Below are 25,891 nucleotides of genomic sequence, written 5' to 3'. Positions count from 1 at the left end.
TAATCTAGCCCGGAGAACCACTGGTTCTCCGGGCTTTTCTTTTAAAATATAAGAATGTATATGTTTCACACGGCAACTTGTCCTCCGGTTTCTCTCTGAAACAGAGCGCCCGCTTAGATTGACAGGGGGTGGAACGTTGTGTACATTAGTGAATAAATATTAAATTTATCATTTATAAGAAATGTATTGGCGTTAAGCCATGAAGACATAAGGGGGAGACTGACCGTGGAAGCTCTGGCGCTTGAGCGCAAGCAGGAACAGAATCGTGAACTTCGTGTGCGCCTCGAACAGCTTAAGAAGGAACGGAATGCTATTATTCTGGCTCATTATTATCAGCGTGATGAAATTCAGGAAGTTGCCGATTTCCGGGGAGACTCGTTTTTGCTGGCCCAGAAGGCGGCGGAGACAGAGGCAGATGTAATTGTATTCTGCGGCGTTCATTTCATGGGGGAAAGCGCCAAGATTCTGGCGCCGAACAAGACGGTCCTGATTCCTGATGAACGTGCTGGTTGCCCGATGGCTGACATGGTCAATGTGGATGGGCTGCGTAAGCTGAAGGCGCAGCATCCCAATGCGAAGGTAGTAACCTATATCAATTCCTCTGCAGAGATTAAGGCGGAGACAGATATTTGCTGCACCTCAGCGAATGCGGTGAAGGTGATCGAATCACTCGATGCTGAAGAAATCATCTGGGTGCCCGATAAGAATCTGGGTCAATATGTGCAGGATCAGACCGGCAAGAAGCTGATTATCTGGGAGGGCTATTGCAATACTCATGACATGCTTACCGTCAAGGATGTCATGGAGATGAGAGCCAAATACCCGGAAGCTGAATTTGTTGTACACCCCGAATGCCGCCCGGAAGTCGTGGCAATGGGGGACTATGTGGGCAGCACTACCTCAATTCTGGAATATTGCCGGAAATCGGACCGCCGGCAGTTTATTGTGGGTACTGAGGATGGAACCGGGTATCAGCTGCGGCTGGACAGCCCGGATAAGGAGTTTCATTTTGCCACCAAATTCCTGGTATGTCCTAATATGAAGGTAAATAATTTGAAAAAGCTGGTCAAATGCCTGGAGACGATGAAGCCGCAGATCTATGTACCGCCTGCAGTCGCCGACAAAGCCAGAACATCCTTAGAGCGCATGCTACAAGTCCGGTAGCATGCGCTACTCTTTCGTTGAAACAGGTGAAAAGCGGTCATGATTCCACAATATTTGGTTGATTTTGATCTTCAGGGACTTCCTGTAGTTAAGACAGACTGCCTGGTCATTGGTTCCGGTATTGCCGGGTTATTCACAGCGATCAAGGCCAGCGAAGACCGGAAGGTTATTATGATTACGAAGAAGACCGTAATGGAGAGCAACACACGGTATGCCCAGGGCGGAATTGCGGCCGTCATTTCGGAGGATGATTCGCCGGCGTATCACCGTCAGGATACCCTGATGGCCGGCGCGGGACTGAACTCCTCTGCGGCTGTGGATGTGCTGGTCAATGAAGGGCCCGAAGGCGTCCGAGAACTGATCCGGCTTGGCACGATTTTCGATAAGGAGAATGGTGTACTTGCCTTAACCCAGGAGGGGGCACATAGCCACCGCCGTATTTTACATGCAAATGGGGATGCTACAGGATATGAGATTGTCCGCGCACTCGCTGAACAGGCTGCCCGGCATGAGAATATTGAGACCTGGGATGACCATTATGTCGTTGACCTGATTACGGAGGACGGAGAGTGTCTGGGAGCGCTTGTACAGCGGCCTGACGGCGGGCGTTTATTCCTGCAGGCAGATGCAACAATCCTATGCTCCGGCGGAGCAGGACAGCTATACCGTTACACGACCAATCCTGAGGTGGCCACCGGAGACGGGGTAGCCATTGCTTATCGTGCCGGTGCCCATATCCGGGATATGGAGTTCATTCAGTTTCATCCGACAGCACTCAGCTATCCTGGCGCTCCGCGCTTCCTGATCTCGGAGGCTGTGCGGGGAGAAGGCGCTGTGCTGCGGAACATTAACGGTGAGCGGTTCATGGAACGTTATCATGAGCTGCAGGAGCTGGCCCCGCGGGATATTGTTGCCCGCGCCATTGTAAGCGAGATGGAATTGACCAAATCCACCTTTGTCTATCTGGATATTACGCATGAACCGGCGGATATGGTTAAACACCGCTTCCCGACCATTTATGCAACCTGCATGAGCTACGGGCTGGATATTACAAGTGACTGGATTCCGGTGGCTCCTGCTGCGCATTATATGATGGGGGGCGTGAAGACCGACCTGAGCGGAGAGAGCACGGTTGCCCGCCTGTTTGCCTGCGGTGAGGTATCATCTACTGGTGTGCAAGGTGCCAACCGGCTGGCCAGCAACTCCTTGTCGGAAGCTGTTGTGTTCGGCCGCCGGATCATTGAACGAATCCGCCAGCTTCCACCGCTTGACCGGGATAACCTATCGGTAGCCTATCATCAGGCAAGGGTAGAAGCTCCTGCACAGGCAATTGTAGAACGGCGGTTGAAGCTGCAAAAGGCTATGGTGCGGTACGCCGGACTGCGGCGGAACCGGGAAATGCTGAACAAAGGCTTGGATGAGATAAAGCGCCAACTGCCGATTTTTAATACCAAGCTGACAACACGGGAAGAATACGAGTTCGCCAATATGCTTACATGCTGTCTGCTGATCACTGAATCGGCCCTGGCACGGGAGGAGAGCCGCGGTGCGCATTATCGTGAGGATTATCCGCTGCGCAGTGACGCACAGTGGCAGAAGCATCTGCTCCAGATTCGCGAACTTGGAATAGTGGAGGAATTAAGTGATGATGTTTAACGGATACAATGAAGATCTGCTTAAGGCTATTAAGGGCTGGCTGCAGGAGGATGTCGGCTCGGGCGATATTACTACCCGAACAACCATTCCTGCCGGGCATGAGTCCAAGGGAATCATCCATGCCAAGGAAGACGGGATTATTTGTGGAATCCCCGTGGCCGAGCTGGTATTCGAAGTTGTTGATCCTGGGCTCGTATTCACGGCGCTGGTCCAGGAAGGACAAGCTGTCTCCAAGGGCACTGTGATTGCTGAGGTAGAAGGCAGCACTCATGCCATCCTGACCGGTGAACGGCTTGCCCTCAACTTGATGCAGCGTTTATCCGGTGTGGCCTCGCGCACGGCTTCTTTTGTAGAGAAGCTTCAAGGGCTGCCGACCCGCCTGGTGGATACCCGCAAGACCACACCGGGTCACCGGATGCTGGAGAAATATGCAGTCCGCATAGGCGGCGGAGCCAACCACCGTTACGGTCTGTATGATGCGGTAATGATTAAGGACAATCATATCAAGGGGGCCGGCGGCATCCGTCAGGCAGTAGGGCGTGCCCGTGCCAATATCCCGCACACCATGACCATTGAAGTAGAGACGGAGAGTCTGGAGCAGGTAGAGGAAGCGCTGGCGGCCGGAGCGGATATTATTATGCTCGATAACATGTCTCCTGAGCAGATGGCTGAAGCCGTGAGAAGAATCCGGACCAAGGCGAAGCATGTCACCATCGAGGCATCGGGCAATGTATCTCTAGAGACGGTCCGGGGCATTGCTGAATCGGGTGTGGATGTGATTTCGGTAGGACGGCTGACGTATTCCTTCGCGAGTCTCGATATCAGCCTGGATCTGAATGGCAAGAAGGAGGGAGCCCTCTGATGATACTTGTCGTCGATATCGGCAATACGAACATCGTGCTGGGTGTCTACCGGGGCAGTGAGCTGCTGCACCATTTCCGGCTGAGCACTGCCCGCGGGTCCACTGTCGATGAATATGGTGTAATGATTCATAATCTGTTCAGCATGTCGAATCTCTCGTTCAGGGATGTCGAGGGGGTCATCATCTCCTCGGTTGTTCCGCCGCTCGTGCAGGTTATCGTAGAGATGTGTGTCAAATTCATCGGCAAGGACCCGCTCCTTGTGGGGCCTGGTATCAAAACCGGGCTTAATCTGCGTTATGAGAACCCGCGCGAAGTGGGGGCGGACCGGATTGTGAACGCGGTTGCGGCGATTGAGCAGTATAAATGTCCGCTTGTCGTCGTTGATTTCGGCACGGCAACCACCTTCGACTGCATTGATGCCGGGGCCAACTATCTGGGCGGTGCTATCGTGCCGGGTCTGGGCATTTCCACGGAGGCCCTCTATCTGCGGGCATCCAAGCTGCCCCGGATTGAGCTGGAGAAGCCCAAGAAGGTAATCGGGCGCAATACCGTACATGCGATGCAGGCAGGGATCATTTTTGGCTATGCCGGTCAGGTTGAGGGTATCGTCAGACGCATCAAGCAGGAGATGAATGCTCCCGTTCTCAAGGTTATTGCTACCGGAGGGCTGGCCTCACTGATTGCCAGTGAGACAGAATGTATCGATGAGGTGAATCCGATGCTGACGCTTGAAGGATTGCGCATTATTTACAACCGTAACAAATAATCATAAAGATGAACCTATACAGAAGAGAGAGATAGGAGGAGTAGGCACCCAATGGATAATAAGAAGGACCGGCTGGTCCGGGGGACGGCGATGAACGGAAGAGTCAGAGCGTTCGCTGTCCGTACCACAGAGCTTGTCGATGAATTGCGGCGCAGACATGATACGTATCCGACGGCTACGGCAGCGCTTGGACGTACGGTTACTGCCGCAGCTATAATGGGAGCCATGCTCAAGGGGCAGGAGAAGCTCGCGATTATGGTCAAAGGAAACGGTCCGCTCGGGCAGATTACGGCTGAATCCAATGCCCTGGGAGAAGTTCGCGGCTATGTGCGCAATCCGCATGTTCATCTGCCAAGCAACAGCATGGGCAAGCTGGATGTTGCAGGGGCGGTAGGTACGGAAGGCTTCATTGATATCAGCAAGGATCTGGGGATGAAGGAGCCGTACCGCGGCAGTGTGCCTATCGTTTCAGGAGAGCTGGGTGAGGATTTTACCTATTATTTTGCCCTCTCGGAGCAAACGCCTGCTGCTGTAGGACTTGGAGTGCTGGTGGAGACCGATAATTCAGTCAGAGTTGCCGGAGGCTTTATTATTCAGCTGCTGCCCGGGCTGACCGATGAGGAGATTACCGAGGTTGAGCAAGCGGTTGGAGCCATGCCTTCGGTTACGTCCGTGCTGGATCAGGGGCTTGAGCCTGAGGAAATGCTGCGGCTGCTGCTGCCGGATGCTGTGATCATGGATGAGCTGGAGGTCCGATTTGTATGTCAGTGCTCACGGGAACGGATTGAGCAGACTCTGGTTAGTCTGGGTGAGCACGAGCTGGAACGGCTGATCGAAGAAGATGATACGGCAGAAGTTGTCTGCCACTATTGCAATGAGAGCTATGTATTTAACAAGGATGAACTGCAGGTAATCCTCGATCAAGCGAAGTCATAGGGCTATGAAATGGTGACAAGACAGGAGCGCGCGCTGCGCAATGCCGTTATATTACTTGCTGTGGCAACGCTGGTGCTGGGAGGGCTATTATTCTGGAGCCTGCGTGCCATGGCACTGCTGAAGGCAGAGACGGCTGAAGGAGAAGCCTCGGATGTCGCTGCTGCCGGAGGACAGCCGGTCACGGAACAGGAATGGATAGAGGAGCTTCAGAAGAAGCACGGGGAAGAAGTGCTGCTGAGCATGCTGAATCACATCGTGGTAGGCAAGGAAGCCGCAGCGCTGGGAATTATGGTCACGGATGATGAGATTGAATGGGAACTGAAGCGGGGAATGTCCGGTTACAGCTCGGAGGAGCAATATTATCAGCAGATGCAGTCTGAGCTTGGACTATCCCGTCAGGAGCTGCGTGAGGAGACGGCATACCGGCTGACACTCCAGGCCATAGCAACGGCCGGCATTACGGTCAGCGATGCGGAAATTGATGATTATCTGAAGCAAAATAGCGAGAGATTCATGCCCCGCAAGCAAATGCAGCTCTCTATCATCCAGACCTCCACCTATAACGAGGCCAGTACAGTGATGGACCGCCTGGAGCGGGGTGAGGATTTTGCAGTGCTGGCCCGTGAGGTCTCGATCGACGAGGAGAGCCGCCAGCATGGCGGCAGTATCGGAACGGTCGAGGAGAAGGACCCGTTCTGGCCTGAGGAGCTGCTGGAGACAGCAGCCGGGCTGGAGAATGGCGATATCGCAGGACCGCTGCAGGTTGACGGGGGGTATGCTGTGATCCGTCTGGAGAAGCTGATTGATCCTGTGAAGCCGGATCAGGAGGAACTGCGGCGGATGATCGGCCAGCAGCTGAGACTGGAGCAGGCAGCGCCCTTGCAGCAGGTAGAGCGTGAATTACGGGCCAAATATGATACAGCAATATATATTGACAACAGCCTGCAAGATTGATAATATGAAATTAAATATAAAACCTACTGATTTAGTCGGAAATATTAAGCGGTACAATTACAACTGTTAGTTACCCAGGCATTGTGAACCGGGAGCTACGGTAATATATGCTGATAGCATCTGTCATAAGTTCCGCACCCTAATTCATTTATCATTCCAAGGAGGTTTTTACTCATGGCTAAAGTCGTCAACAGTGTAACAGATTTGATCGGTGGCACACCGCTCGTCCGCCTGAACCGGATTGTTCCGGAAGGCTCGGCAGAGATCTTCCTGAAGCTGGAATACCAGAATCCAGGCTCCAGTGTGAAAGACCGTATTGCCATCAGCATCGTAGAAGAGGCTGAGAAAGAGGGCCTGTTGAAGCCGGGTGGCACGATTGTAGAAGCGACCAGCGGTAATACAGGGATCGGCCTGGCGCTTGTTGCAGCTGCCAAAGGCTACAAGGCCATTATTGTTATGCCGGAAACGATGAGCCTTGAACGCCGCAACCTGCTGCGCGCTTACGGCGCTGAGCTCGTATTGACTCCGGGATCAGAAGGAATGAACGGTGCGGTCAAGAAGGCTGAGCAGATTCTGAGCGAGAATCCGGATTATTTCCTTGCGGAGCAGTTCAAGAACAAGGCTAACGTGAAGATCCATCGCGAGACCACTGGACCGGAGATCGTTGAAGCGATCGAATCCGTAGGCGGCCCGCTGGATGCATTCATTGCCGGTGTCGGCACAGGCGGAACGATCAGCGGTGCGGGTGAAGTGCTGAAGAGTCAATATCCGGGCGTGAAGATCTATGCGGTAGAACCTGCGGCTTCACCGATCCTGGCTGGAGGCAAACCGGGCCCGCACAAGATTCAGGGTATCGGGGCTAACTTCGTGCCAGAAATTCTGAACCAGAATATCTATGATGAGATTATTCATGTTGAGAATGATGAAGCGTTCGAAACTGCCCGTCGCGTAGCCAAGGAAGAAGGCGTGCTGTCCGGTATTTCCTCCGGTGCGGCTGTATTTGCTGCACTGAAGGTAGCGAAGGAACTTGGCGCAGGCAAGAAAATTGTTGTCATCATCCCAAGCAACGGCGAACGTTACCTGAGCACTCCGCTCTATAACTTTGAAGTATAATTGCTGAGAATTCAGCTCTTACGAAGAGCCTGCCCTATCCGCTTTCACAGGGATACCGCAGGCTCTTTTTTCGGATAATAAGCATTTATAAGAATTGCGGGCTTTTCAAAGTAACCCTATGTACAGTATACTGACAGGCAATAAACTATCGATGAGACGGGAGAATGGTTGTGGAGATCTTAACGGCTTGGCAGGACTGGGAGCAGTGGGCAGAGGCAGATGAGGCCTGGAGCGTCCTTCCCCTGATCCTGAGGAAACGGCAGGACAACCAAGGCTTGCCCCGCAGCTGGAAGCAGGCCTGGGAACAGGCTTCCCCCTATTCGGTTGTCCTGGAGAGCGGCAAGGGCGGGCGCTACACCTATCTGGGCCTGAGCCCTGTCTCCATCATCGAAGGGCGGGGAGCCGTTGCGGAGAGCTATACTCCCGGAGCCAAGGCTTCGGGGCTTATAGAATCTGCCGTAACGGAAGGCCAGCCGCTACAAGTGCTGCAGGCATGGATGGGGGAATATACATCCCCCCGCCTGCCGCTTGACGGTCTGCCGCCGTTCATCGGCGGCTGTATCGGATTTCTTGGCTATGATGTGGCCCGTTCCCTGGAGAAGCTGCCGTCGCTTGCCAGGAACAACCCTGAGTTTCCGGATTATCTGTTCATGAGACTGGAAGAAGTGTGGATCTACGATGAGCAGGAGCAGCAGCTCTACTGTGCAGTTCATATCTCTGTGCCGGATACTGTATCCGGTAACCTGGATGGGCTAAGGAGTCTTTATGAGGCTGCTGTGCACCGTGCGGAGCGCATGCTGGAGCAGTGGAGCCTTCTCTACGCACCGGCAGAGCCGGAAGAAGCGGCCGATGCAAGGTACGCCGGGCTTACGCGCAGGGTGGAGAGCGAGGCCGAGATCACCGGCGAGTGGCCCGGTATGAGCTCGGATTTCTCAGCTGCACCCTTCCAGCAGGCTGTGCTGAAGGTCCAGGAATACATCCGTGCCGGAGATGTATTCCAAGTGAACCTCTCGCTGCGCCAGCAGGCGCAGCTCAAGTCCACACCCGAGGAAGTCTACGAATGGCTCCGTAGACTCAACCCGTCCCCGTACATGGGGCTGCTCCGCACGCCCGGCTTCGCGCTCTCCAGCGCATCGCCGGAGCTGCTCGTCAAGCTGCACGGGGACAAGGTCAGCGCCCGCCCCATTGCCGGCACCCGGCGGCGGGGCCATACTCCCGCGGAGGACGCCGCCATGGAGGCGGAGCTGCGCGGGAGCGAGAAGGAGATCGCCGAGCATATTATGCTTGTCGATCTGGAGCGCAGCGACATCGGCCGTGTCGCCGCCTACGGAACGGTCAGCGTGCCGGAGCTGCTGACCGTAGAGCGATACTCGCATGTCATGCATCTCGTCTCGCAGGTCGAGGGAATCGTCGCACCCGGCAGGGATGCGTACGATGTCATTGCCGCCTTGTTCCCCGGCGGCACCATCACGGGCGCGCCCAAGGTGCGCACCATGGAGATCATCGAAGAGCTGGAGCCGGTCCGCCGGGGGCCATATACTGGATCTATGGGCTGGATTGACTATAACGGCAATATGGAATTAAATATAATCATACGTACGCTCGCAGTGAAGGACGGAATCGGCTACATTCAGACAGGTGCGGGAATTGTGATCGATTCAGACCCTTACCGTGAGTACCGGGAATGCCACAACAAAGCCAAAGCGGTAGTAAAAGCCATTCTCTGCAGTGAACGCGAGCAGGAAGAGCGGGCTGCCCTCGGCGCCGAAGGAGGAAGCGCAATATGATCTTGGTCATCGATAATTATGATTCCTTTACGTATAACCTGGTGCAGTATCTGGGTGAGCTGGGGGGAGAAGTTAAGGTAGCGCGCAACGATGAGATCAGCATTGAGGAGATAGAAGCATTAGCCCCCGATCATATTCTGATCTCCCCGGGACCCTGCACACCGAATGAGGCAGGCATCAGCCTTGCGCTGCTGCAGCATTTCAAGGGCATCATCCCCATATTCGGCGTATGTCTCGGACACCAGGCGATCGGACAGGCTTTTGGCGGTAATGTCATCCGCGCAGAGCGCCTTATGCATGGCAAAACCTCACCCATCCACCATAACGGTACCTCCGTATTTGAGGGGCTGGAGTCTCCTTTCACGGCGACACGCTATCATTCACTGATCGTGGAACGAGAGAGTCTGCCGGATTGCCTGGAGATTACCGCCGAGACCGCTGAAGGCGAGATTATGGCCCTGCGGCATAAGGAATACCCGATTGAAGGGGTACAGTTCCATCCCGAGTCGATTATTACGAATCACGGCCATACCATGCTGCGCAATTTCCTGAAACGGAGAGCCGGAGAACCGGCATGAAATATATAGGACTTAACAACAAAGCAGTCGACGCCAAAGACGCCGTGGTCTCCGCTCTGGATCACGGCTTTTTGTACGGCATGGGTCTGTTCGAGACCTTCCGTACGTATGGGGGACAGCCCTTCCTGCTGGAGCGCCATCTGAGCAGAATGGCAGAGGGCTGCCGCCAGCTGGGCATTCCCTTTGAGCCGGACGTACAGGAGCTGCGGGAATGGATTCGGCTTGTAATGGACAAGAATGAGCTTAGTGAGGCGTATATCCGCTACACCGTTACAGCCGGTGAGGATATTCTGGGTCTGCCATCCGCAGCCTATAAGCAGCCTAATTATCTGCTCTATATCAAAGCCCTGCCGGTCACACCAACCGGCTTATACACGGAAGGCAAAGAACTTCAGCTTCTGAACCACCGGCGTAATACCCCGGAGGGTGCGGTAAGGCTTAAATCGCTGCACTATATGAACAACATCCTGGCAAAACGTGAATTGTCCGGTTATCCGTCCGCAGAGCGAGGAGTCGAGGGACTGATGCTGACCGCACAGGGCGAGGTCGCCGAAGGGATTGTGAGTAATATTTTTTTTATCTCCAATAAGCGGCTCTATACCCCCGATATCTCCACCGGGATTCTTCCGGGAATTACCCGGGAAATGGTGCTTGAGCTGGCAGCGGCCAGCCATCAGCCTGAACAAGGTTTTTACCGCTGGGAACAGCTTGCGGCTGCGGATGAAATCTTCCTCACCAATTCTGTGCAGGAGATCGTACCGGTAAGCACATTATGGAATGGAGACCGGCGGATAACCATAGGCAGCGGGCGTTGTGGAGAGCAGACGGCTGCACTTATGAGACTGTACAGAGAAAGGACGGATATGCTGATATGAAGCCAATGATCTATGAGCGGACTTACCGCTGCGGAAGCAGCGAGCTGAAATTGGGCAAGCGCACGCTAATTATGGGCATACTCAATGTGACGCCGGACTCTTTTTCAGATGGGGGCCTGTGGACAGAGCGGGATAGAGCGGTAGAGCATGCATTGCAAATGGCGGCAGAGGGTGCCGATATTATCGATATAGGCGGGGAATCCACGCGTCCGGGTCACCAGCCGGTAAGTTCTGAAGAGGAATTGGCCCGTGTACTTCCTGTTATTGAGCGTATCCATCAGGCCGCCCCGCATCTCCCCCTCTCTATAGATACCTATAAGGCGGAAGTCGCCCGTCAGGCGATTCAGGCCGGTGCGCATATCATCAATGATGTATGGGGAGCCAAGGCCGATCCGCAGATGGCGGCGGTTGCTGCGCAGGCAGACTGTCCGATCATTCTGATGCATAACCGCCATGACCGTGAGTATAAGGACTTGATCAGCGATATGACGGATGACCTGAGCGAGAGCATTCACCTGGCGCTGGCAGCCGGAGTGAAGCCGGACAATATTATTTTGGACCCGGGAATCGGCTTCGCCAAGGACTATGAAGAGAATCTTCAGGTCATGACTGGCCTCGGCGCACTGACGAAGCTGGGATATCCGGTGCTGCTGGCCACTTCGCGTAAAAAATTCATTCGTACCGTCCTAGGTCTGCCCGCAGATGATGTCCTGGAGGGGACCGCAGCTACTGTTGCCTTCGGGATTGCCCAGGGCTGTCAGCTTGTGCGGGTTCATGATATTGCGGCAATGAAACGTACCGTAGAGATGTGTGACGCCATGTTATATGCAGGTTCACCTGTGCTCTGCGTATAGACTATATTCTTCAAGAGAAGGCAGGTACCCTTAATGGATAAAATGAAGCTGCACCGCATGGAGTACTACGGTTACCATGGCGTGTTTGAAGAGGAGCGGAAGCTTGGCCAGCGTTATTATATCGACCTTGAGCTGGAGCTTGATTTGCAGGGAGCAGGGCTCAGCGATGATCTGGAGCAGACTGTGAATTATGCTGAAGTTCATGTTGTAGTCAAAAAAATTGTCGAAACCCAGTCCTTCAAGCTGATAGAAGCTTTGGCGGAACATATTGCATCCGGGTTACTGGACACTTATACTGTTATCAATGCAGTAACGGTCCAGGTGACCAAGCCGCATCCTCCTTTTGATATTCACTTCCAGGGAGTCACTGTAGAATTGCGCCGGACGAGAAAGTGAGACAGACTGATGAACATACCTTCTACCTCTGAGGCATCAGAGGCTTATATTGCTTTAGGGGCTAACCTGGGTGACCGTCAAGGCACCTTGAGAGAAGCCCTGCACCGGCTGGAGCATCACGACAAGATTGAAGTTATGCGCACCTCCCGGGTCTACGAGACGGAGCCTGTCGGATATCTGGATCAGCCTCAGTTTCTTAACATGGCGGCTGTTCTGCGCACCACACTAGCACCGGAGGAGCTGCTTCATGTGATGCTGGACACGGAGACCCAGTTAGGCCGGGTCCGGGATGTGCGGTATGGACCGAGAACGGTAGATTTGGATTTGCTGTGGGTAGAGGGGTTGACCCTGGACACGCCGGATCTGACGCTGCCTCATCCGAGGATGCTGGAGCGGGCGTTTGTCCTTCTGCCGCTCAGCGATATCTTATCGCAGAACGAAGAGTCTTCCGGTTTCCGCAGATTAATTACAACAGCGCTGCAAGACATAGACGGAAAGGCAGGAATTCGCCTGTGGACAACAAACGTATGGGAATGCGGGTCAGAGCGTTCCGGAAGCTGAAGGGCTACACGCAGCAGGAACTGGCGGATTCTGTCGGAATATCACTTGCTGTGCTTGGCGCAGTGGAGCGGGGCAACAGACGTTTGGAAGATCAAATTTTAAATAAAATTGCGGATTTTCTGGAAGTGACGGTAGAGGAATTGGCTCATCCGGCACCCTAAGACCGGGCTGAACGTTACAAATTGAGGTAGGGAAGTGATTGGGCCATGCTGAAGATTGGTGATATTGAATTGAAGAATCAGGTCGTGCTGGCGCCTATGGCTGGCGTATGTAACCCGGCATTTCGTCTGATTGCCAAAGAATTCGGGACTGGCCTGGTCTGTGCGGAGATGGTCAGCGGCAAGGCGATCGTACATGGCAACCAGCGTACGCGTGAAATGCTCTTTGTCGATGAGCGCGAGAAACCGCTGAGCCTGCAAATTTTTGGCGGTGACCGGGAATCGCTGGTGGATGCGGCGAGAATTGTCGATAAAGAGACGAATGCCGATATCATCGACATTAACATGGGCTGCCCGGTGCCCAAGGTGACCAAATGCGATGCCGGAGCACGCTGGCTGCTGAATCCGGACAAAATCTATGAGATGGTATCCGCAGTAGTGGAGGCCGTGGACAAACCGGTCACCGTGAAAATGCGGATCGGCTGGGACAGCGAGCATATCTTCGTTGAAGAGAATGCACGTGCGGTGGAACGGGCCGGCGGAGCGGCGGTCAGCGTACATGGGCGGACCCGCGAGCAGCTCTATACGGGACGTGCCGACTGGAATTATATCCGTATGGCTAAAGAGGCAGTATCGATCCCGGTAATCGGCAATGGCGATGTGAATACGCCGGAGGATGCGCGGGCGATGCTGGACCAGACCGGCTGTGACGGTGTAATGATCGGGCGTGGCGCACTGGGCAATCCGTGGATGCTGTACCGGACGATTCAATATTTGGATACCGGTGTTCTGATGCCTGAGCCTGGCGCTGAAGAGAAGATTAAGGTAGCCATTCTTCATATGGACCGCCTGATTGCTCTTAAGGGTGAAGCTGTGGCTGTCCGCGAGATGCGCAAGCATCTGGCCTGGTATTTGAAGGGCTTTAAGGCGGCCGCACGCGTGAAGGACGTTATTATGGAAGAAACGAAACGTGACGAGATGGTGCGGATTTTGAATGATTTTGTCGGTCAGCTTAAGCAGGATGAGGAGCAGAACAGCGCGGATAGCGAGCTTTTTGCCGTATGAGCCTCACATATTCCTGGGACTAAGCCCCGTTCCTGTGTGCTTTATTGGTTATTGCTAAACATTATATGGGGCGTCATTGACATTTTGTAGCGGTTCCAATATAATTTCACAGTATAAAATCGCCGTTACAGCAGGAGCAATGGTGAAGGAGGGTTCTGATCCCTCCGGATTCGCATATAGTATGGTGTTTTCAATAAATGTATACGACAGGAGAATCGGTTAAGATGAGCGATAAAGAAGTCATCCTTACACCGGACGGACTTAAGCGTCTGGAAGAAGAACTGGAGTTCCTCAAATCCGTTAAGCGCCGCGAAGTAGCGGAACGTATCAAAGTGGCCATCGGCTACGGAGATATCAGTGAGAACTCGGAATATGAAGACGCGAAGAATGAACAGGCCTTCATTGAAGGACGGGTTCTTACTTTGGAGAAGATGCTCCGCAATGCCCGTATTATTAATAGTGATGAGATCGTGACAGATGTGGTAAGCATCGGAGTAACGGTGAACGTTGAAGATATGGAGTATGGCGACATTATGGAGTACACCATCGTGGGTACTGCCGAATCCGATCCGCTGAACAACAAAATTTCCAATGAGAGCCCTGTAGGCAGAGCGATCATCGGCAAGAAGATTGGTACGATTGTGGATGTTAGTGTCCCTGCAGGCGTCATTCAATATAAAATTCTTGATATCAAAATGAAGTAAGACGGTTCCGAAAGCTTCCTTAGGGAAGCTTTTTTCAAAAGATATGAATACCAGCCGTAAAATATGGGTGAACACATACAGCTTATATTTTGTACCGGAACGGACTGTCCTCTAGATCGGGGCGGAGCCGTTTCTTCTTTTGTATAGTGAGTAAGAGAGGATGAAGAACATGACGGAAGAAATCAACAACGTCGAAGCTACAGAGAATGAATTAAGTGAATTGCTGCAGATCCGCCGGGGCAAGCTGGACGAGCTCCGCGCACTCGGTATCGACCCGTTTGGCAAGAAATATGAGCGTACCGCTGCTGCAGGCGATCTTCTGGCCAAATACGACGGGCAAACCAAGGAAGAGCTGGACGAGCTGGCGCTGGAGGTTAGTGTGGCCGGACGCATTATGGCGAAACGGGTCATGGGCAAGGCAAGCTTTTCTCACATCCAGGACCTTAGCGGCAAAATCCAGATCTATGTGCGCCAGGACAGTATCCCTGAGTCGCAATATGCAGCCTTCACGATCCTTGATCTTGGCGATATCGTCGGTATCCGGGGAACCCTGTTCAAGACAAAGACCGGCGAAACCTCTATTAAAGTGGATAACCTTGAGGTGCTGTCCAAGTCCTTGCTTCCGCTTCCCGAGAAGTATCATGGTCTGAAGGATGTAGAACTCCGCTATCGTCAGCGTTATGTGGACCTGATCATTAACCCTGAGGTACAGCAGACCTTCATCATGCGTTCACGGATTATCCAATCGATGCGCCGTTATCTGGACTCGCTGGGTTATTTAGAGGTGGAGACTCCGACCCTGCATGCCATCGCTGGCGGAGCAGCGGCCCGTCCGTTTATTACACACCACAACACGCTGGATATGCAGCTGTATATGCGGATTGCCATCGAATTGCACCTGAAGCGTCTAATCGTCGGCGGTCTGGAGAAAGTCTATGAGATTGGCCGTGTATACCGTAATGAGGGTATTTCAACACGCCATAATCCGGAATTCACAATGATCGAGCTGTATGAAGCGTATGCGGATTACAAGGACATTATGCATCTGACAGAGAGTCTGATCGCTCATATTGCCAGCGAGGTGCTGGGCTCCCAGGTAATTAATTATCAAGGACAGGAAGTGGATCTGTCTCCAGGCTGGCGCCGCGTTACTATGGTGGATGCCGTTAAGGAAGTAACCGGAGTAGACTTCGGTGTTCAGATGACGGATGAAGAAGCACAGGCTCTGGCTAAGGAACACCGGGTACCGGTAGAGAAGCATATGACCTTTGGACATATCCTGAATGCGTTCTTCGAGCAGTTTGTTGAAGAGACGCTGATTCAGCCGACATTCGTAATGGGACATCCTGTAGAGATCTCACCGCTTGCCAAAAAGAATGAAGAGGACCCGCGCTTCACCGACCGGTTCGAGCTGTTCATTGTGGCCCGCGAGCATGCCAATGCGTTCAGCGAGCTGAATGATCCGATTGACCAGCGTCAGCGCTTCGAAGCACAGATTCACGAGAAAGAGCAGGGCAATGATGAAGCCCATGAGATGGATGATGATTTCATCCGCGCTCTGGAGTACGGCATGCCGCCAACAGGCGGACTGGGTATCGGTGTAGACCGTCTGATCATGCTGCTGACCAATTCAGCATCTATCCGTGACGTGCTGCTGTTCCCTCATATGCGTAATAAAGACTAAGGATTTCTCTGATTCCAGACCCGGATAACCAAGGGAGCTGCTCAGGCAGTTCTCTTGGCATCGGGGATTGAATACTCTGGTCAAATGATTTAGAAATAATGCTTGCAATGAATGTCTATCCGTGATATATTCTATTTCTGGCCGCGAAACATCAACGCCTGGCTCGAACAAGAAGTTGAAAAAAGAGCTTGCATTGATCGGCTGGATGTGATATATTATAAGAGTTGCTGGTGACGATAACATCGACACTAACGACGAGCTTGATCTTTGAAAACTGAACAACGAGTGAGTGTCTGGAGATCACTTCGGTGAGATCCAAAAATGAGAATGTAAATTCTCGTCAGATGTTTCAAAATGAGCAATCGCTCTTTCTAAATACCAATTTGGAGAGTTTGATCCTGGCTCAGGACGAACGCTGGCGGCATGCCTAATACATGCAAGTCGAGCGGAGTTTGAAAGGAAGCTTGCTTCCTTTCAAACTTAGCGGCGGACGGGTGAGTAACACGTAGGCAACCTGCCCTCAAGCCTGGGATAACTACCGGAAACGGTAGCTAATACCGGATAATTTCTTTTTTCTCCTGAGAGAAGAATGAAAGGCGGAGCAATCTGCTGCTTGGGGATGGGCCTGCGGCGCATTAGCTAGTTGGTGGGGTAACGGCCCACCAAGGCGACGATGCGTAGCCGACCTGAGAGGGTGAACGGCCACACTGGGACTGAGACACGGCCCAGACTCCTACGGGAGGCAGCAGTAGGGAATCTTCCGCAATGGGCGCAAGCCTGACGGAGCAATGCCGCGTGAGTGATGAAGGTTTTCGGATCGTAAAGCTCTGTTGCCAGGGAAGAACGTCCGGTAGAGTAACTGCTACCGGAGTGACGGTACCTGAGAAGAAAGCCCCGGCTAACTACGTGCCAGCAGCCGCGGTAATACGTAGGGGGCAAGCGTTGTCCGGAATTATTGGGCGTAAAGCGCGCGCAGGCGGTTATTTAAGTCTGGTGTTTAAACCTTGGGCTCAACCTGAGGTCGCACTGGAAACTGGGTGACTTGAGTACAGAAGAGGAAAGTGGAATTCCACGTGTAGCGGTGAAATGCGTAGATATGTGGAGGAACACCAGTGGCGAAGGCGACTTTCTGGGCTGTAACTGACGCTGAGGCGCGAAAGCGTGGGGAGCAAACAGGATTAGATACCCTGGTAGTCCACGCCGTAAACGATGAGTGCTAGGTGTTAGGGGTTTCGATACCCTTGGTGCCGAAGTTAACACAGTAAGCACTCCGCCTGGGGAGTACGGTCGCAAGACTGAAACTCAAAGGAATTGACGGGGACCCGCACAAGCAGTGGAGTATGTGGTTTAATTCGAAGCAACGCGAAGAACCTTACCAGGTCTTGACATCCAACTAACGAAGCAGAGATGCATCAGGTGCCCTTCGGGGAAAGTTGAGACAGGTGGTGCATGGTTGTCGTCAGCTCGTGTCGTGAGATGTTGGGTTAAGTCCCGCAACGAGCGCAACCCTTGACTTTAGTTGCCAGCAGGTTGAGCTGGGCACTCTAGAGTGACTGCCGGTGACAAACCGGAGGAAGGTGGGGATGACGTCAAATCATCATGCCCCTTATGACCTGGGCTACACACGTACTACAATGGCCGGTACAACGGGAAGCGAAGCCGCGAGGTGGAGCCAATCCCAGCAAAGCCGGTCTCAGTTCGGATTGCAGGCTGCAACTCGCCTGCATGAAGTCGGAATTGCTAGTAATCGCGGATCAGCATGCCGCGGTGAATACGTTCCCGGGTCTTGTACACACCGCCCGTCACACCACGAGAGTTTACAACACCCGAAGTCGGTGGGGTAACCCGCAAGGGAGCCAGCCGCCGAAGGTGGGGTAGATGATTGGGGTGAAGTCGTAACAAGGTAGCCGTATCGGAAGGTGCGGCTGGATCACCTCCTTTCTATGGAGAATCGTTTCCTGCAACGGAAACATTCAAATCTTAAATCTAGCCGTTCGGCTAGTTACTCACTCGTTGGTCAGTTTTGAGAGCTCAAACTCTCAAGTAACACTGTCTGTTATTCCGAACATCACAGTCGTGATTGTTTCATAATAACAGCAACTTGATCCTTGAAAACTGGATACCGAAACGAATTTGCGTTTTAGAACATTCCTTTAAGCTGAACTTGTGTAAACAAGTTTTGAATTAATGGCGATGCTACGATGATCTTAATGGAAATACAGGCGTTGAAGAAATTCATTGTCCGATATTTTCCTGAAGGAAAAATCGAGGTTAAGCTACTAAGAGCACACGGAGGATGCCTAGGCGCCAGGAGCCGACGAAGGACGTGGCGAACAACGAAACTGCCTCGGGGAGCTGTAAGCAAGCTTTGATCCGGGGGTGTCCGAATGGGGAAACCCAGCTGTGGTAATTCGCAGTTACTCGTATCTGAATACATAGGATACGCAGAGGCAGACCAGGGGAACTGAAACATCTAAGTACCCTGAGGAAGAGAAAACAATAGTGATTCCGTCAGTAGCGGCGAGCGAACGCGGAACAGCCTAAACCAAGAGGCTTGCCTCTTGGGGTTGTGGGACGTCTCACATGGAGTTACAAAGGAATATGGTAGGCGAAGAGGTCTGGAAAGGCCCGCGATAGAGGTAAAAGCCCTGTAGCCTAAACTGTGTTCCCTCCGAGACGGATCCCGAGTAGTGCGGGGCACGTGAAACCCCGTATGAATCCAGCAGGACCATCTGCTAAGGCTAAATACTACCTGGCGACCGATAGTGAAACAGTACCGTGAGGGAAAGGTGAAAAGCACCCCGGAAGGGGAGTGAAATAGAACCTGAAACCGTGTGCTTACAAAAAGTCAGAGCCCTTTCTATGGGTGATGGCGTGCCTTTTGTAGAATGAACCGGCGAGTTACGTTTAACATGCAAGGTTAAGGTGAGAAGCCGGAGCCGCAGCGAAAGCGAGTCTGAATAGGGCGACTAAGTATGTGGACGTAGACCCGAAACCGTGTGATCTACCCCTGTCCAGGGTGAAGGTGCGGTAACACGCACTGGAGGCCCGAACCCACGCATGTTGAAAAATGCGGGGATGAGGTGGGGGTAGCGGAGAAATTCCAATCGAACTCGGAGATAGCTGGTTCTCCCCGAAATAGCTTTAGGGCTAGCCTCGGTGAATGGAGTGGTGGAGGTAGAGCACTGATTGGGTGCGGGGCCCGCAAGGGTTACCAAGCTCAGTCAAACTCCGAATGCCATTTACTTCTTGCCGGGAGTCAGACAGTGAGTGCTAAGATCCATTGTCAAAAGGGAAACAGCCCAGACCATCAGCTAAGGTCCCCAAGTGTGTGTTAAGTGGGAAAGGATGTGGAGTTGCACAGACAACCAGGATGTTGGCTTAGAAGCAGCCACCATTGAAAGAGTGCGTAATAGCTCACTGGTCGAGTGACTCTGCGCCGAAAATGTAACGGGGCTAAACACACCACCGAAGCTATGGCTAGATGCTTTGCATCTGGGGTAGGGGAGCGTTGTATGTGGGTTGAAGGTGTACCGTAAGGAGCGCTGGACAGCATACAAGTGAGAATGCCGGTATGAGTAACGAAAAGATCAGTGAGAATCTGATCCGCCGAAAGCCCAAGGTTTCCTGAGGAAGGCTCGTCCGCTCAGGGTAAGTCGGGACCTAAGGCGAGGCCGACAGGCGTAGTCGAAGGACAACAGTTTGAAATTACTGTACCACCGTAATCCGCTATGAGCGATGGGGTGACGCAGGAGGGTAGTGACGCGGACTGATGGATGTCCGTCTAAGCAGTGAGGCTGGTGTGCAGGCAAATCCGCACATCATTAAGGCTGGGCTGTGATGGGGAGCGAAAATTACAGTAGCGAAGGTCATGATCTCACACTGCCAAGAAAAGCCTCTAGCCAGGAGAAGGTGCCCGTACCGCAAACCGACACAGGTAGGCGAGAAGAGAATTCTAAGGCGCGCGGAAGAACTCTCGTTAAGGAACTCGGCAAAATGACCCCGTAACTTCGGGAGAAGGGGTGCCTCGGTAGGGTGAATAGCCCGAGGGGGCCGCAGTGAAAAGGCCCAAGCGACTGTTTAGCAAAAACACAGGTCTGTGCGAAGCCGCAAGGCGAAGTATACGGGCTGACGCCTGCCCGGTGCTGGAAGGTTAAGGGGAGCGGTTAGGGGTTAAACCCGAAGCTGTGAACCGAAGCCCCAGTAAACGGCGGCCGTAACTATAACGGTCCTAAGGTAGCGAAATTCCTTGTCAGGTAAATTCTGACCCGCACGAATGGCGTAACGACTTGGGCGCTGTCTCAACGAGAGATCCGGTGAAATTTTAATACCTGTGAAGATGCAGGTTACCCGCGACAAGACGGAAAGACCCCATGGAGCTTTACTGCAGCTTGATATTGAATTTGGGTACGATCTGTACAGGATAGGTGGGAGCCGTGGAGGCAGGAGCGCAAGCTTCTGCGGAGGCGCCGTTGGGATACCACCCTGATCGTATCTAGGTTCTAACCTAGTGCCCTCATCGGGTACGGGGACCGTGTCAGGCGGGCAGTTTGACTGGGGCGGTCGCCTCCTAAAGAGTAACGGAGGCGTTCAAAGGTTCCCTCAGAATGGTTGGAAATCATTCGCAGAGTGCAAAGGCATAAGGGAGCTTGACTGCGAGACCTACAAGTCGAGCAGGGACGAAAGTCGGACTTAGTGATCCGGTGGTACCGCATGGAAGGGCCATCGCTCAACGGATAAAAGCTACCCTGGGGATAACAGGCTTATCTCCCCCAAGAGTCCACATCGACGGGGAGGTTTGGCACCTCGATGTCGGCTCATCGCATCCTGGGGCTGAAGTAGGTCCCAAGGGTTGGGCTGTTCGCCCATTAAAGCGGTACGCGAGCTGGGTTCAGAACGTCGTGAGACAGTTCGGTCCCTATCTGTCGTGGGCGCAGGAAATTTGAGAGGAGCTGTCCTTAGTACGAGAGGACCGGGATGGACGTACCGCTGGTGCATCAGTTGTTCCGCCAGGAGCATGGCTGAGTAGCTACGTACGGACGGGATAAGCGCTGAAAGCATCTAAGCGTGAAGCCCCCCTCAAGATGAGATTTCCCAGTATGTAAGACCCCTTGAAGACGACGAGGTAGATAGGTTGGAGGTGGAAGTGCAGCAATGCATGGAGCTGACCAATACTAATCGGTCGAGGGCTTATCCAAAAAAATAATTCGCAGATTCGTTTCGGATTCAGTTTTCAGGCGATCAAGCCTGGCAGGATGTTAAACCGATGGTTTGATATTTTCTGTAGCGATTTCGAGAAGCGTAGGCTTCGAAAAATCATGTTTGGTGGCGATAGCGGAGGGGTTCCACACGTACCCATCCCGAACACGACCGTTAAGCCCTCCAGCGCCGATGGTACTTGGACCGAAGGGTCCTGGGAGAGTAGGACGTTGCCAAGCACACAAGACCACTGTTGATTTCTCAACAGTGGTCTTTTTGTATATCCGGGGATGCCGCCGAAATTTGTTCTATTGTCCACTGGAGACGGACTTTAGTCCAAGAATTCGCTTACCGGAGGGCGGATTGCCTAATCCCTTCACAGAGCGGTGTAATATTCTTGACAGGCCAAATGCCCTTTGCTAAGATGGACAATAATATATTTTTGGACAAGCCTCTCAAACCTTAACAGAAGACACAATTATGTATAACTCCCAGGCCTCTACTGCTGTCTATCGGGTATGGACTTGACGCAGGAGTTTCTTTATTCATAAGTTGGCGGGCGGGTAGAGAAAAGAATTTAGAGGAGGAATGACCCAGGTGTGGGAAGATAAGTTTGGTAAAGAGGGATTCACTTTTGATGATGTGCTGCTGGTTCCGCGTAAATCCGAGGTATTGCCTAAGGAAGTGGACTTAACCACTGTACTCAGCAAGAATGTGAAGCTGAATATCCCTTTGATGAGTGCAGGTATGGACACAGTCACAGAAGCCGCTATGGCGATTGCTATCGCCCGTGAGGGCGGGATCGGCATCATTCATAAGAATATGTCCGTGGAGCAGCAGGCAGAAGAGGTGGACCGTGTGAAGCGCTCAGAGAGCGGGGTTATTACCAATCCATTCTCACTTACGCCGGACCACTGGGTATCCGATGCTGAAGTTCTGATGGGCAAATACCGCATTTCGGGTGTGCCTATCGTAGATGAACAGGGCAAGCTTGTCGGTATTCTGACGAACCGCGACTTGCGTTTCATCCATGATTTCAATATTCAGATCAAAGAAGTGATGACTCATGAGAATCTCGTTACAGCTGCTGTAGGAACCACTCTTCAGGAAGCGAAAGGCATTCTGCAGCGCCACAAGATTGAGAAGCTGCCGCTGGTAGACGAGCATAATATTCTTAAAGGTCTCATTACTATTAAAGATATAGAGAAAGCTATCCAGTTCCCCAACGGTGCCAAGGATTCTCATGGACGTCTGCTGGTTGGAGCGGCAATCGGGATCTCCAAGGACACGCTGGAACGGACTGAAGCACTGGTAAAAGCCGGTGTGGACCTGATTACCGTGGATTCCGCACATGGCCATCACATCAATATTATCGATGCAGTGCGTAAGCTGCGCGAGACTTATCCTGACCTAACCATCGTAGCCGGTAATGTGGCTACAGGCGAAGCTACCCGGGAATTGATTGAAGCAGGAGCCTCCGTAATCAAGGTGGGTATTGGTCCAGGCTCTATCTGTACTACCCGCGTAATTGCCGGTATAGGCGTTCCGCAGGTTACCGCGATCTACGATTGTGCGACTGTAGCCCGTGAATACGGCATTCCGGTGATTGCAGACGGAGGAATTAAGTACTCCGGAGAGATTACCAAGGCCATCGCTGCCGGTGCTGCTGCAGTCATGATGGGAAGCCTGTTCGCCGGTACAGAAGAGAGCCCGGGAGAGTCGGAAATCTACCAGGGACGTAAATACAAGGTATACCGTGGCATGGGCAGCATGAGCGCCATGAAGCAGGGCAGTAAAGACCGTTATTTCCAGGATGATGATAAGAAGCTGGTACCGGAAGGCATTGAGGGCCGAGTCGCTTTTAAAGGGCCATTGTCTGACACGGTTCACCAATTGATCGGCGGACTGCGTTCCGGTATGGGCTATTGCGGAACGAAGACATTAGAAGAGCTGCGCAATGATACCTCGTTCATCCGTATCACTGGGGCAGGCCTGCGAGAGAGTCATCCCCATGATGTCCAGATCACCAAGGAAGCCCCGAACTATTCTCTATAAACCGGAGAGAATCACTTATTTTGCCGACAGACGGGACGAATTCGTCCTGTCTGTCTTTTTTTGCAGATACCCCTGTGTTAGAATAGAACAAGCACTGATCTGAGGATTAAAGGAGAGTAGTAATCATTGAAGTACAAGCGGAAACTAAGCAGTAAGCAAATTGTGATTAAGACAGTGGCAGCAGGTCTGCTTCTAAATATGCTAGCATTTCCTGCGGCTTCTGCAATGGCAGAGGCAGTAAATAAACCGGCTACAACCGAGGCTGGAACCAAGGCAGCAGCTACCCCTGCCAAGACGGCAGCAGCCAAGATTCCAAGCGTGGAATCTCTGGGACTGAATGTGAAATCTGCAGTGCTGATTGAGCCTACTACAGGGGAGGTTCTGCTCTCACTTAATGCTGACCAGGCGATGCCTCCGGCGAGTATGACGAAGATGATGACAGAATATCTTGTAACTGAAGCTGTAAATAGCGGCAAGATCTCCTGGGACCAGAAAGTCATTGTCCAAGAGAATGCGTCCAAGCAGATTGGTTCACGGATTTTTCTGGCTGCGGGTGATGAACATACAGTTAAAGAACTCTACATAGCGATGGCAGTAGGCTCAGCCAATGATGCTACGGTTGCCTTGGCTGAACTGGTAGGCGGTTCAGAGCAGCAGTTCGTCACTATGATGAATGAAACGGCGAAGAAGATGGGGATGAAGACGGCCCATTTCATTAATCCGACCGGGCTTGACCGTAAGGACATGCCTGCCAAATTCCGCCCGGAGGGTGAAGGCGAAACAGTAATGTCTGCGATGGATGCAGCGATACTGGCCAAATATATTGTCACCGATCATCCGGAGTTTACAGATTTTACGACAATTCAATCGTATAAATTCCGCGAGCGTGATTCGAAGCCGATGATTAACTACAACTGGATGCTGGAAGCCAACAAGAATATCCCCAATTTCAAGGCATACGCTTATCCGGGCCTGGACGGACTGAAGACAGGACATACCACTAACGCCGGTAATTGCTTCACGGGTACTGCGGTGCGTGACGGCATGCGTCTAATCAGCGTAGTTATGGGAGCGGACTCTGAGGCCCACCGTTTCACCGAAACGAAGAAGGTGCTGGATTTTGGCTTCAATAATTTCGAGATTAAGCAGGTAGTTGCGCCTAAGGCTGTGATTGCCGGCACTGAGACTGTGCCTGTGCTGAAGGGCAAGAATAAAGAGGTATCCGTAGTAACGGATGCTGGTGTAACGTTCATGGTCCCTAAGGGTACTGTATCGCCGCAGATCAAGACCACTGTGGTCACGAATGATCCGGCTACGCTGGTCGCACCGATTGCCGGAGCCAGTAAGGTAGGTAAGGTCACGTACTCCTATAAGATTGAAGGAATGAATCAGACGCAAGAGAAGACGGTGAACCTGATTACTGCCGAGGAAGCGGAGAAGGCGGGCTGGTTCAAGCTGCTGCTGAGAGCCATAGGTGATTTTTTCGGTGATCTGTTCAAAGGAATTAAAAATCTGTTCTAACCTTAACAGGTGCACAGGTACTAGCTTCACGACAAAATCCCAGTAAATAGGTTGTATATATTACAGCCTTGCGGTAAAATAACATGTTAGATTAGGTTAGATCTAACGGGAGGCGTAGATATGGAAACAGGAACATCGCGAGTCAAAAGAGGCATGGCAGAAATGCAAAAGGGCGGCGTCATTATGGACGTCATGAATGCAGAGCAGGCGAAAATTGCCGAGGCCGCAGGCGCAGTAGCCGTAATGGCCCTGGAGCGTGTACCTTCTGATATCCGCGCTGCGGGTGGTGTCGCACGTATGGCCGATCCTACTATTGTAGAAGAGGTTATTAAGGTAGTGAGTATCCCTGTAATGGCCAAAGCGCGGATCGGTCACTATGTGGAAGCCAAGGTTCTAGAATCTCTGGGTGTAGACTATCTCGATGAGAGTGAAGTGCTAACTCCTGCCGATGAAGTGTTCCATATCAACAAACGCGAATTCACGGTTCCTTTTGTATGCGGAGCCAAGGATCTTGGGGAAGCGCTGCGCCGGATTAGCGAAGGGGCCTCCATGATCCGCACCAAGGGTGAGCCGGGAACCGGCAACATCGTGGAGGCTGTCCGCCATATGCGCCATATCAACAGCCAGATCCGCAAGGTGACCGGCCTCTCACTTGATGAGCTATATCATGAAGCTAAGACGCTGGGTGTTCCGTATGAGCTGCTGCTGGAGGTTCACGAGCTGGGCAAGCTGCCTGTCGTTAATTTCGCTGCCGGTGGTGTAGCTACGCCTGCCGATGCCGCGCTCATGATGCATCTGGGTGCTGATGGGGTGTTTGTCGGCTCCGGGATTTTCAAATCGGACAATCCTGAGAAGTTCGCCCGTGCCATCGTCGAAGCGACAACCCACTTCACGGACTACAAGCTGATTGCTGAAGTATCCAAGAATCTGGGCGCTCCGATGAAGGGGATTGATATCGCCACGTTGTCCCCGGCTGAACGCATGTCGGAACGCGGCCGTTAA

General features: G+C 52.6%; 20 protein-coding genes and 3 rRNA genes. All 23 read left to right on the top strand.

Annotated features, from left to right (window positions below; genetic code table 11):
• Positions 1-225 precede the first annotated feature (225 nt).
• The 23 genes from nadA (at position 226) to pdxS (ending at position 25,891) form a co-directional block, all read left to right on the top strand.
• Positions 226-1,164 (top strand): quinolinate synthase NadA, encoded by a 939-nt coding sequence (gene nadA / locus MKY64_RS27090; RefSeq protein WP_036723934.1) that lies wholly within the window; start codon positions 226-228, stop codon positions 1,162-1,164.
• 39 nt (positions 1,165-1,203) lie between these two features.
• Complete coding sequence (gene nadB, locus MKY64_RS27085; protein ID WP_036723931.1) at positions 1,204-2,820, top strand: L-aspartate oxidase; 1,617 nt, start codon at positions 1,204-1,206, stop codon at positions 2,818-2,820.
• The gene (nadC, locus tag MKY64_RS27080) at positions 2,810-3,682 is read left to right on the top strand and encodes a carboxylating nicotinate-nucleotide diphosphorylase (RefSeq protein ID WP_036723928.1); all 873 of its coding nucleotides are present in this window, start codon (positions 2,810-2,812) and stop codon (positions 3,680-3,682) included. Before nadB ends, nadC begins: the two co-directional genes overlap by 11 nt.
• Positions 3,682-4,449: a type III pantothenate kinase gene (locus MKY64_RS27075; RefSeq protein WP_036723925.1), complete on the top strand. Its 768-nt coding sequence runs from the start codon at positions 3,682-3,684 to the stop codon at positions 4,447-4,449. The genes nadC and MKY64_RS27075 overlap by 1 nt, the downstream gene beginning before the upstream one ends.
• Positions 4,450-4,500: 51 nt before the next feature.
• Positions 4,501-5,385, top strand: a complete 885-nt coding sequence (gene hslO, locus MKY64_RS27070) for an Hsp33 family molecular chaperone HslO (RefSeq protein WP_036723923.1) — start codon at positions 4,501-4,503, stop codon at positions 5,383-5,385.
• A 9-nt stretch (positions 5,386-5,394) separates the two neighbouring features.
• Positions 5,395-6,339 carry a peptidylprolyl isomerase gene (locus MKY64_RS27065; protein WP_051477909.1) on the top strand — a complete coding sequence of 315 codons (945 nt, stop codon included), beginning with the start codon at positions 5,395-5,397 and terminating at the stop codon, positions 6,337-6,339.
• A gap of 174 nt (positions 6,340-6,513) precedes the next feature.
• Entirely contained in the window at positions 6,514-7,452 is a 939-nt protein-coding gene (gene cysK, locus MKY64_RS27060; RefSeq protein WP_036723922.1) for a cysteine synthase A, read from the top strand.
• Between the two features lie 164 nt (positions 7,453-7,616).
• Positions 7,617-9,239, top strand: coding sequence for an anthranilate synthase component I family protein (locus MKY64_RS27055; protein WP_036723919.1), 1,623 nt, complete (start codon positions 7,617-7,619; stop codon positions 9,237-9,239).
• On the top strand, positions 9,236-9,817 hold the full coding sequence (gene pabA / locus MKY64_RS27050) for an aminodeoxychorismate/anthranilate synthase component II (RefSeq protein WP_036723918.1): 582 nt from the start codon (positions 9,236-9,238) through the stop codon (positions 9,815-9,817). Before MKY64_RS27055 ends, pabA begins: the two co-directional genes overlap by 4 nt.
• Positions 9,814-10,692: an aminotransferase class IV gene (locus MKY64_RS27045; RefSeq protein WP_036723916.1), complete on the top strand. Its 879-nt coding sequence runs from the start codon at positions 9,814-9,816 to the stop codon at positions 10,690-10,692. The genes pabA and MKY64_RS27045 overlap by 4 nt, the downstream gene beginning before the upstream one ends.
• A complete protein-coding gene (folP, locus tag MKY64_RS27040; RefSeq protein WP_036723914.1) occupies positions 10,689-11,546 on the top strand; it encodes a dihydropteroate synthase in 858 nt (285 codons plus the stop codon). Before MKY64_RS27045 ends, folP begins: the two co-directional genes overlap by 4 nt.
• A gap of 33 nt (positions 11,547-11,579) precedes the next feature.
• Positions 11,580-11,942, top strand: coding sequence for a dihydroneopterin aldolase (gene folB / locus MKY64_RS27035; RefSeq protein WP_036696480.1), 363 nt, complete (start codon positions 11,580-11,582; stop codon positions 11,940-11,942).
• A 9-nt stretch (positions 11,943-11,951) separates the two neighbouring features.
• Positions 11,952-12,503: a 2-amino-4-hydroxy-6-hydroxymethyldihydropteridine diphosphokinase gene (folK, locus tag MKY64_RS27030; protein WP_036723913.1), complete on the top strand. Its 552-nt coding sequence runs from the start codon at positions 11,952-11,954 to the stop codon at positions 12,501-12,503.
• Positions 12,455-12,664, top strand: coding sequence for a helix-turn-helix domain-containing protein (locus tag MKY64_RS27025; RefSeq protein ID WP_036696484.1), 210 nt, complete (start codon positions 12,455-12,457; stop codon positions 12,662-12,664). Before folK ends, MKY64_RS27025 begins: the two co-directional genes overlap by 49 nt.
• A gap of 45 nt (positions 12,665-12,709) precedes the next feature.
• The gene (gene dusB / locus MKY64_RS27020; protein ID WP_036723910.1) at positions 12,710-13,726 is read left to right on the top strand and encodes a tRNA dihydrouridine synthase DusB; all 1,017 of its coding nucleotides are present in this window, start codon (positions 12,710-12,712) and stop codon (positions 13,724-13,726) included.
• 224 nt (positions 13,727-13,950) lie between these two features.
• The gene (gene greA, locus MKY64_RS27015) at positions 13,951-14,430 is read left to right on the top strand and encodes a transcription elongation factor GreA (RefSeq protein ID WP_036696487.1); all 480 of its coding nucleotides are present in this window, start codon (positions 13,951-13,953) and stop codon (positions 14,428-14,430) included.
• 169 nt (positions 14,431-14,599) lie between these two features.
• Complete coding sequence (gene lysS / locus MKY64_RS27010) at positions 14,600-16,114, top strand: lysine--tRNA ligase (protein ID WP_036723908.1); 1,515 nt, start codon at positions 14,600-14,602, stop codon at positions 16,112-16,114.
• Between the two features lie 380 nt (positions 16,115-16,494).
• Positions 16,495-18,055, top strand: a 16S ribosomal RNA gene (locus tag MKY64_RS27005).
• A gap of 328 nt (positions 18,056-18,383) precedes the next feature.
• Positions 18,384-21,312, top strand: a 23S ribosomal RNA gene (locus tag MKY64_RS27000).
• 123 nt (positions 21,313-21,435) lie between these two features.
• A 5S ribosomal RNA gene (gene rrf / locus MKY64_RS26995) occupies positions 21,436-21,552 on the top strand.
• The 16S, 23S and 5S rRNA genes sit together here, the layout of an rRNA operon.
• A 358-nt stretch (positions 21,553-21,910) precedes the next feature.
• Positions 21,911-23,368 (top strand): IMP dehydrogenase, encoded by a 1,458-nt coding sequence (gene guaB, locus MKY64_RS26990; RefSeq protein ID WP_339252716.1) that lies wholly within the window; start codon positions 21,911-21,913, stop codon positions 23,366-23,368.
• A gap of 126 nt (positions 23,369-23,494) precedes the next feature.
• The gene (locus MKY64_RS26985; protein WP_340956895.1) at positions 23,495-24,889 is read left to right on the top strand and encodes a D-alanyl-D-alanine carboxypeptidase family protein; all 1,395 of its coding nucleotides are present in this window, start codon (positions 23,495-23,497) and stop codon (positions 24,887-24,889) included.
• A gap of 120 nt (positions 24,890-25,009) precedes the next feature.
• On the top strand, positions 25,010-25,891 hold the full coding sequence (gene pdxS, locus MKY64_RS26980; RefSeq protein WP_036724406.1) for a pyridoxal 5'-phosphate synthase lyase subunit PdxS: 882 nt from the start codon (positions 25,010-25,012) through the stop codon (positions 25,889-25,891).

The organism is Paenibacillus sp. FSL R7-0210 (genome assembly GCF_038009085.1).
GTDB lineage: Bacteria > Bacillota > Bacilli > Paenibacillales > Paenibacillaceae > Paenibacillus_AQ > Paenibacillus_AQ silagei.
Note: the sequence above shows the minus strand (reverse complement) of the source record. Positions and strands in the feature narration are given on the sequence as shown.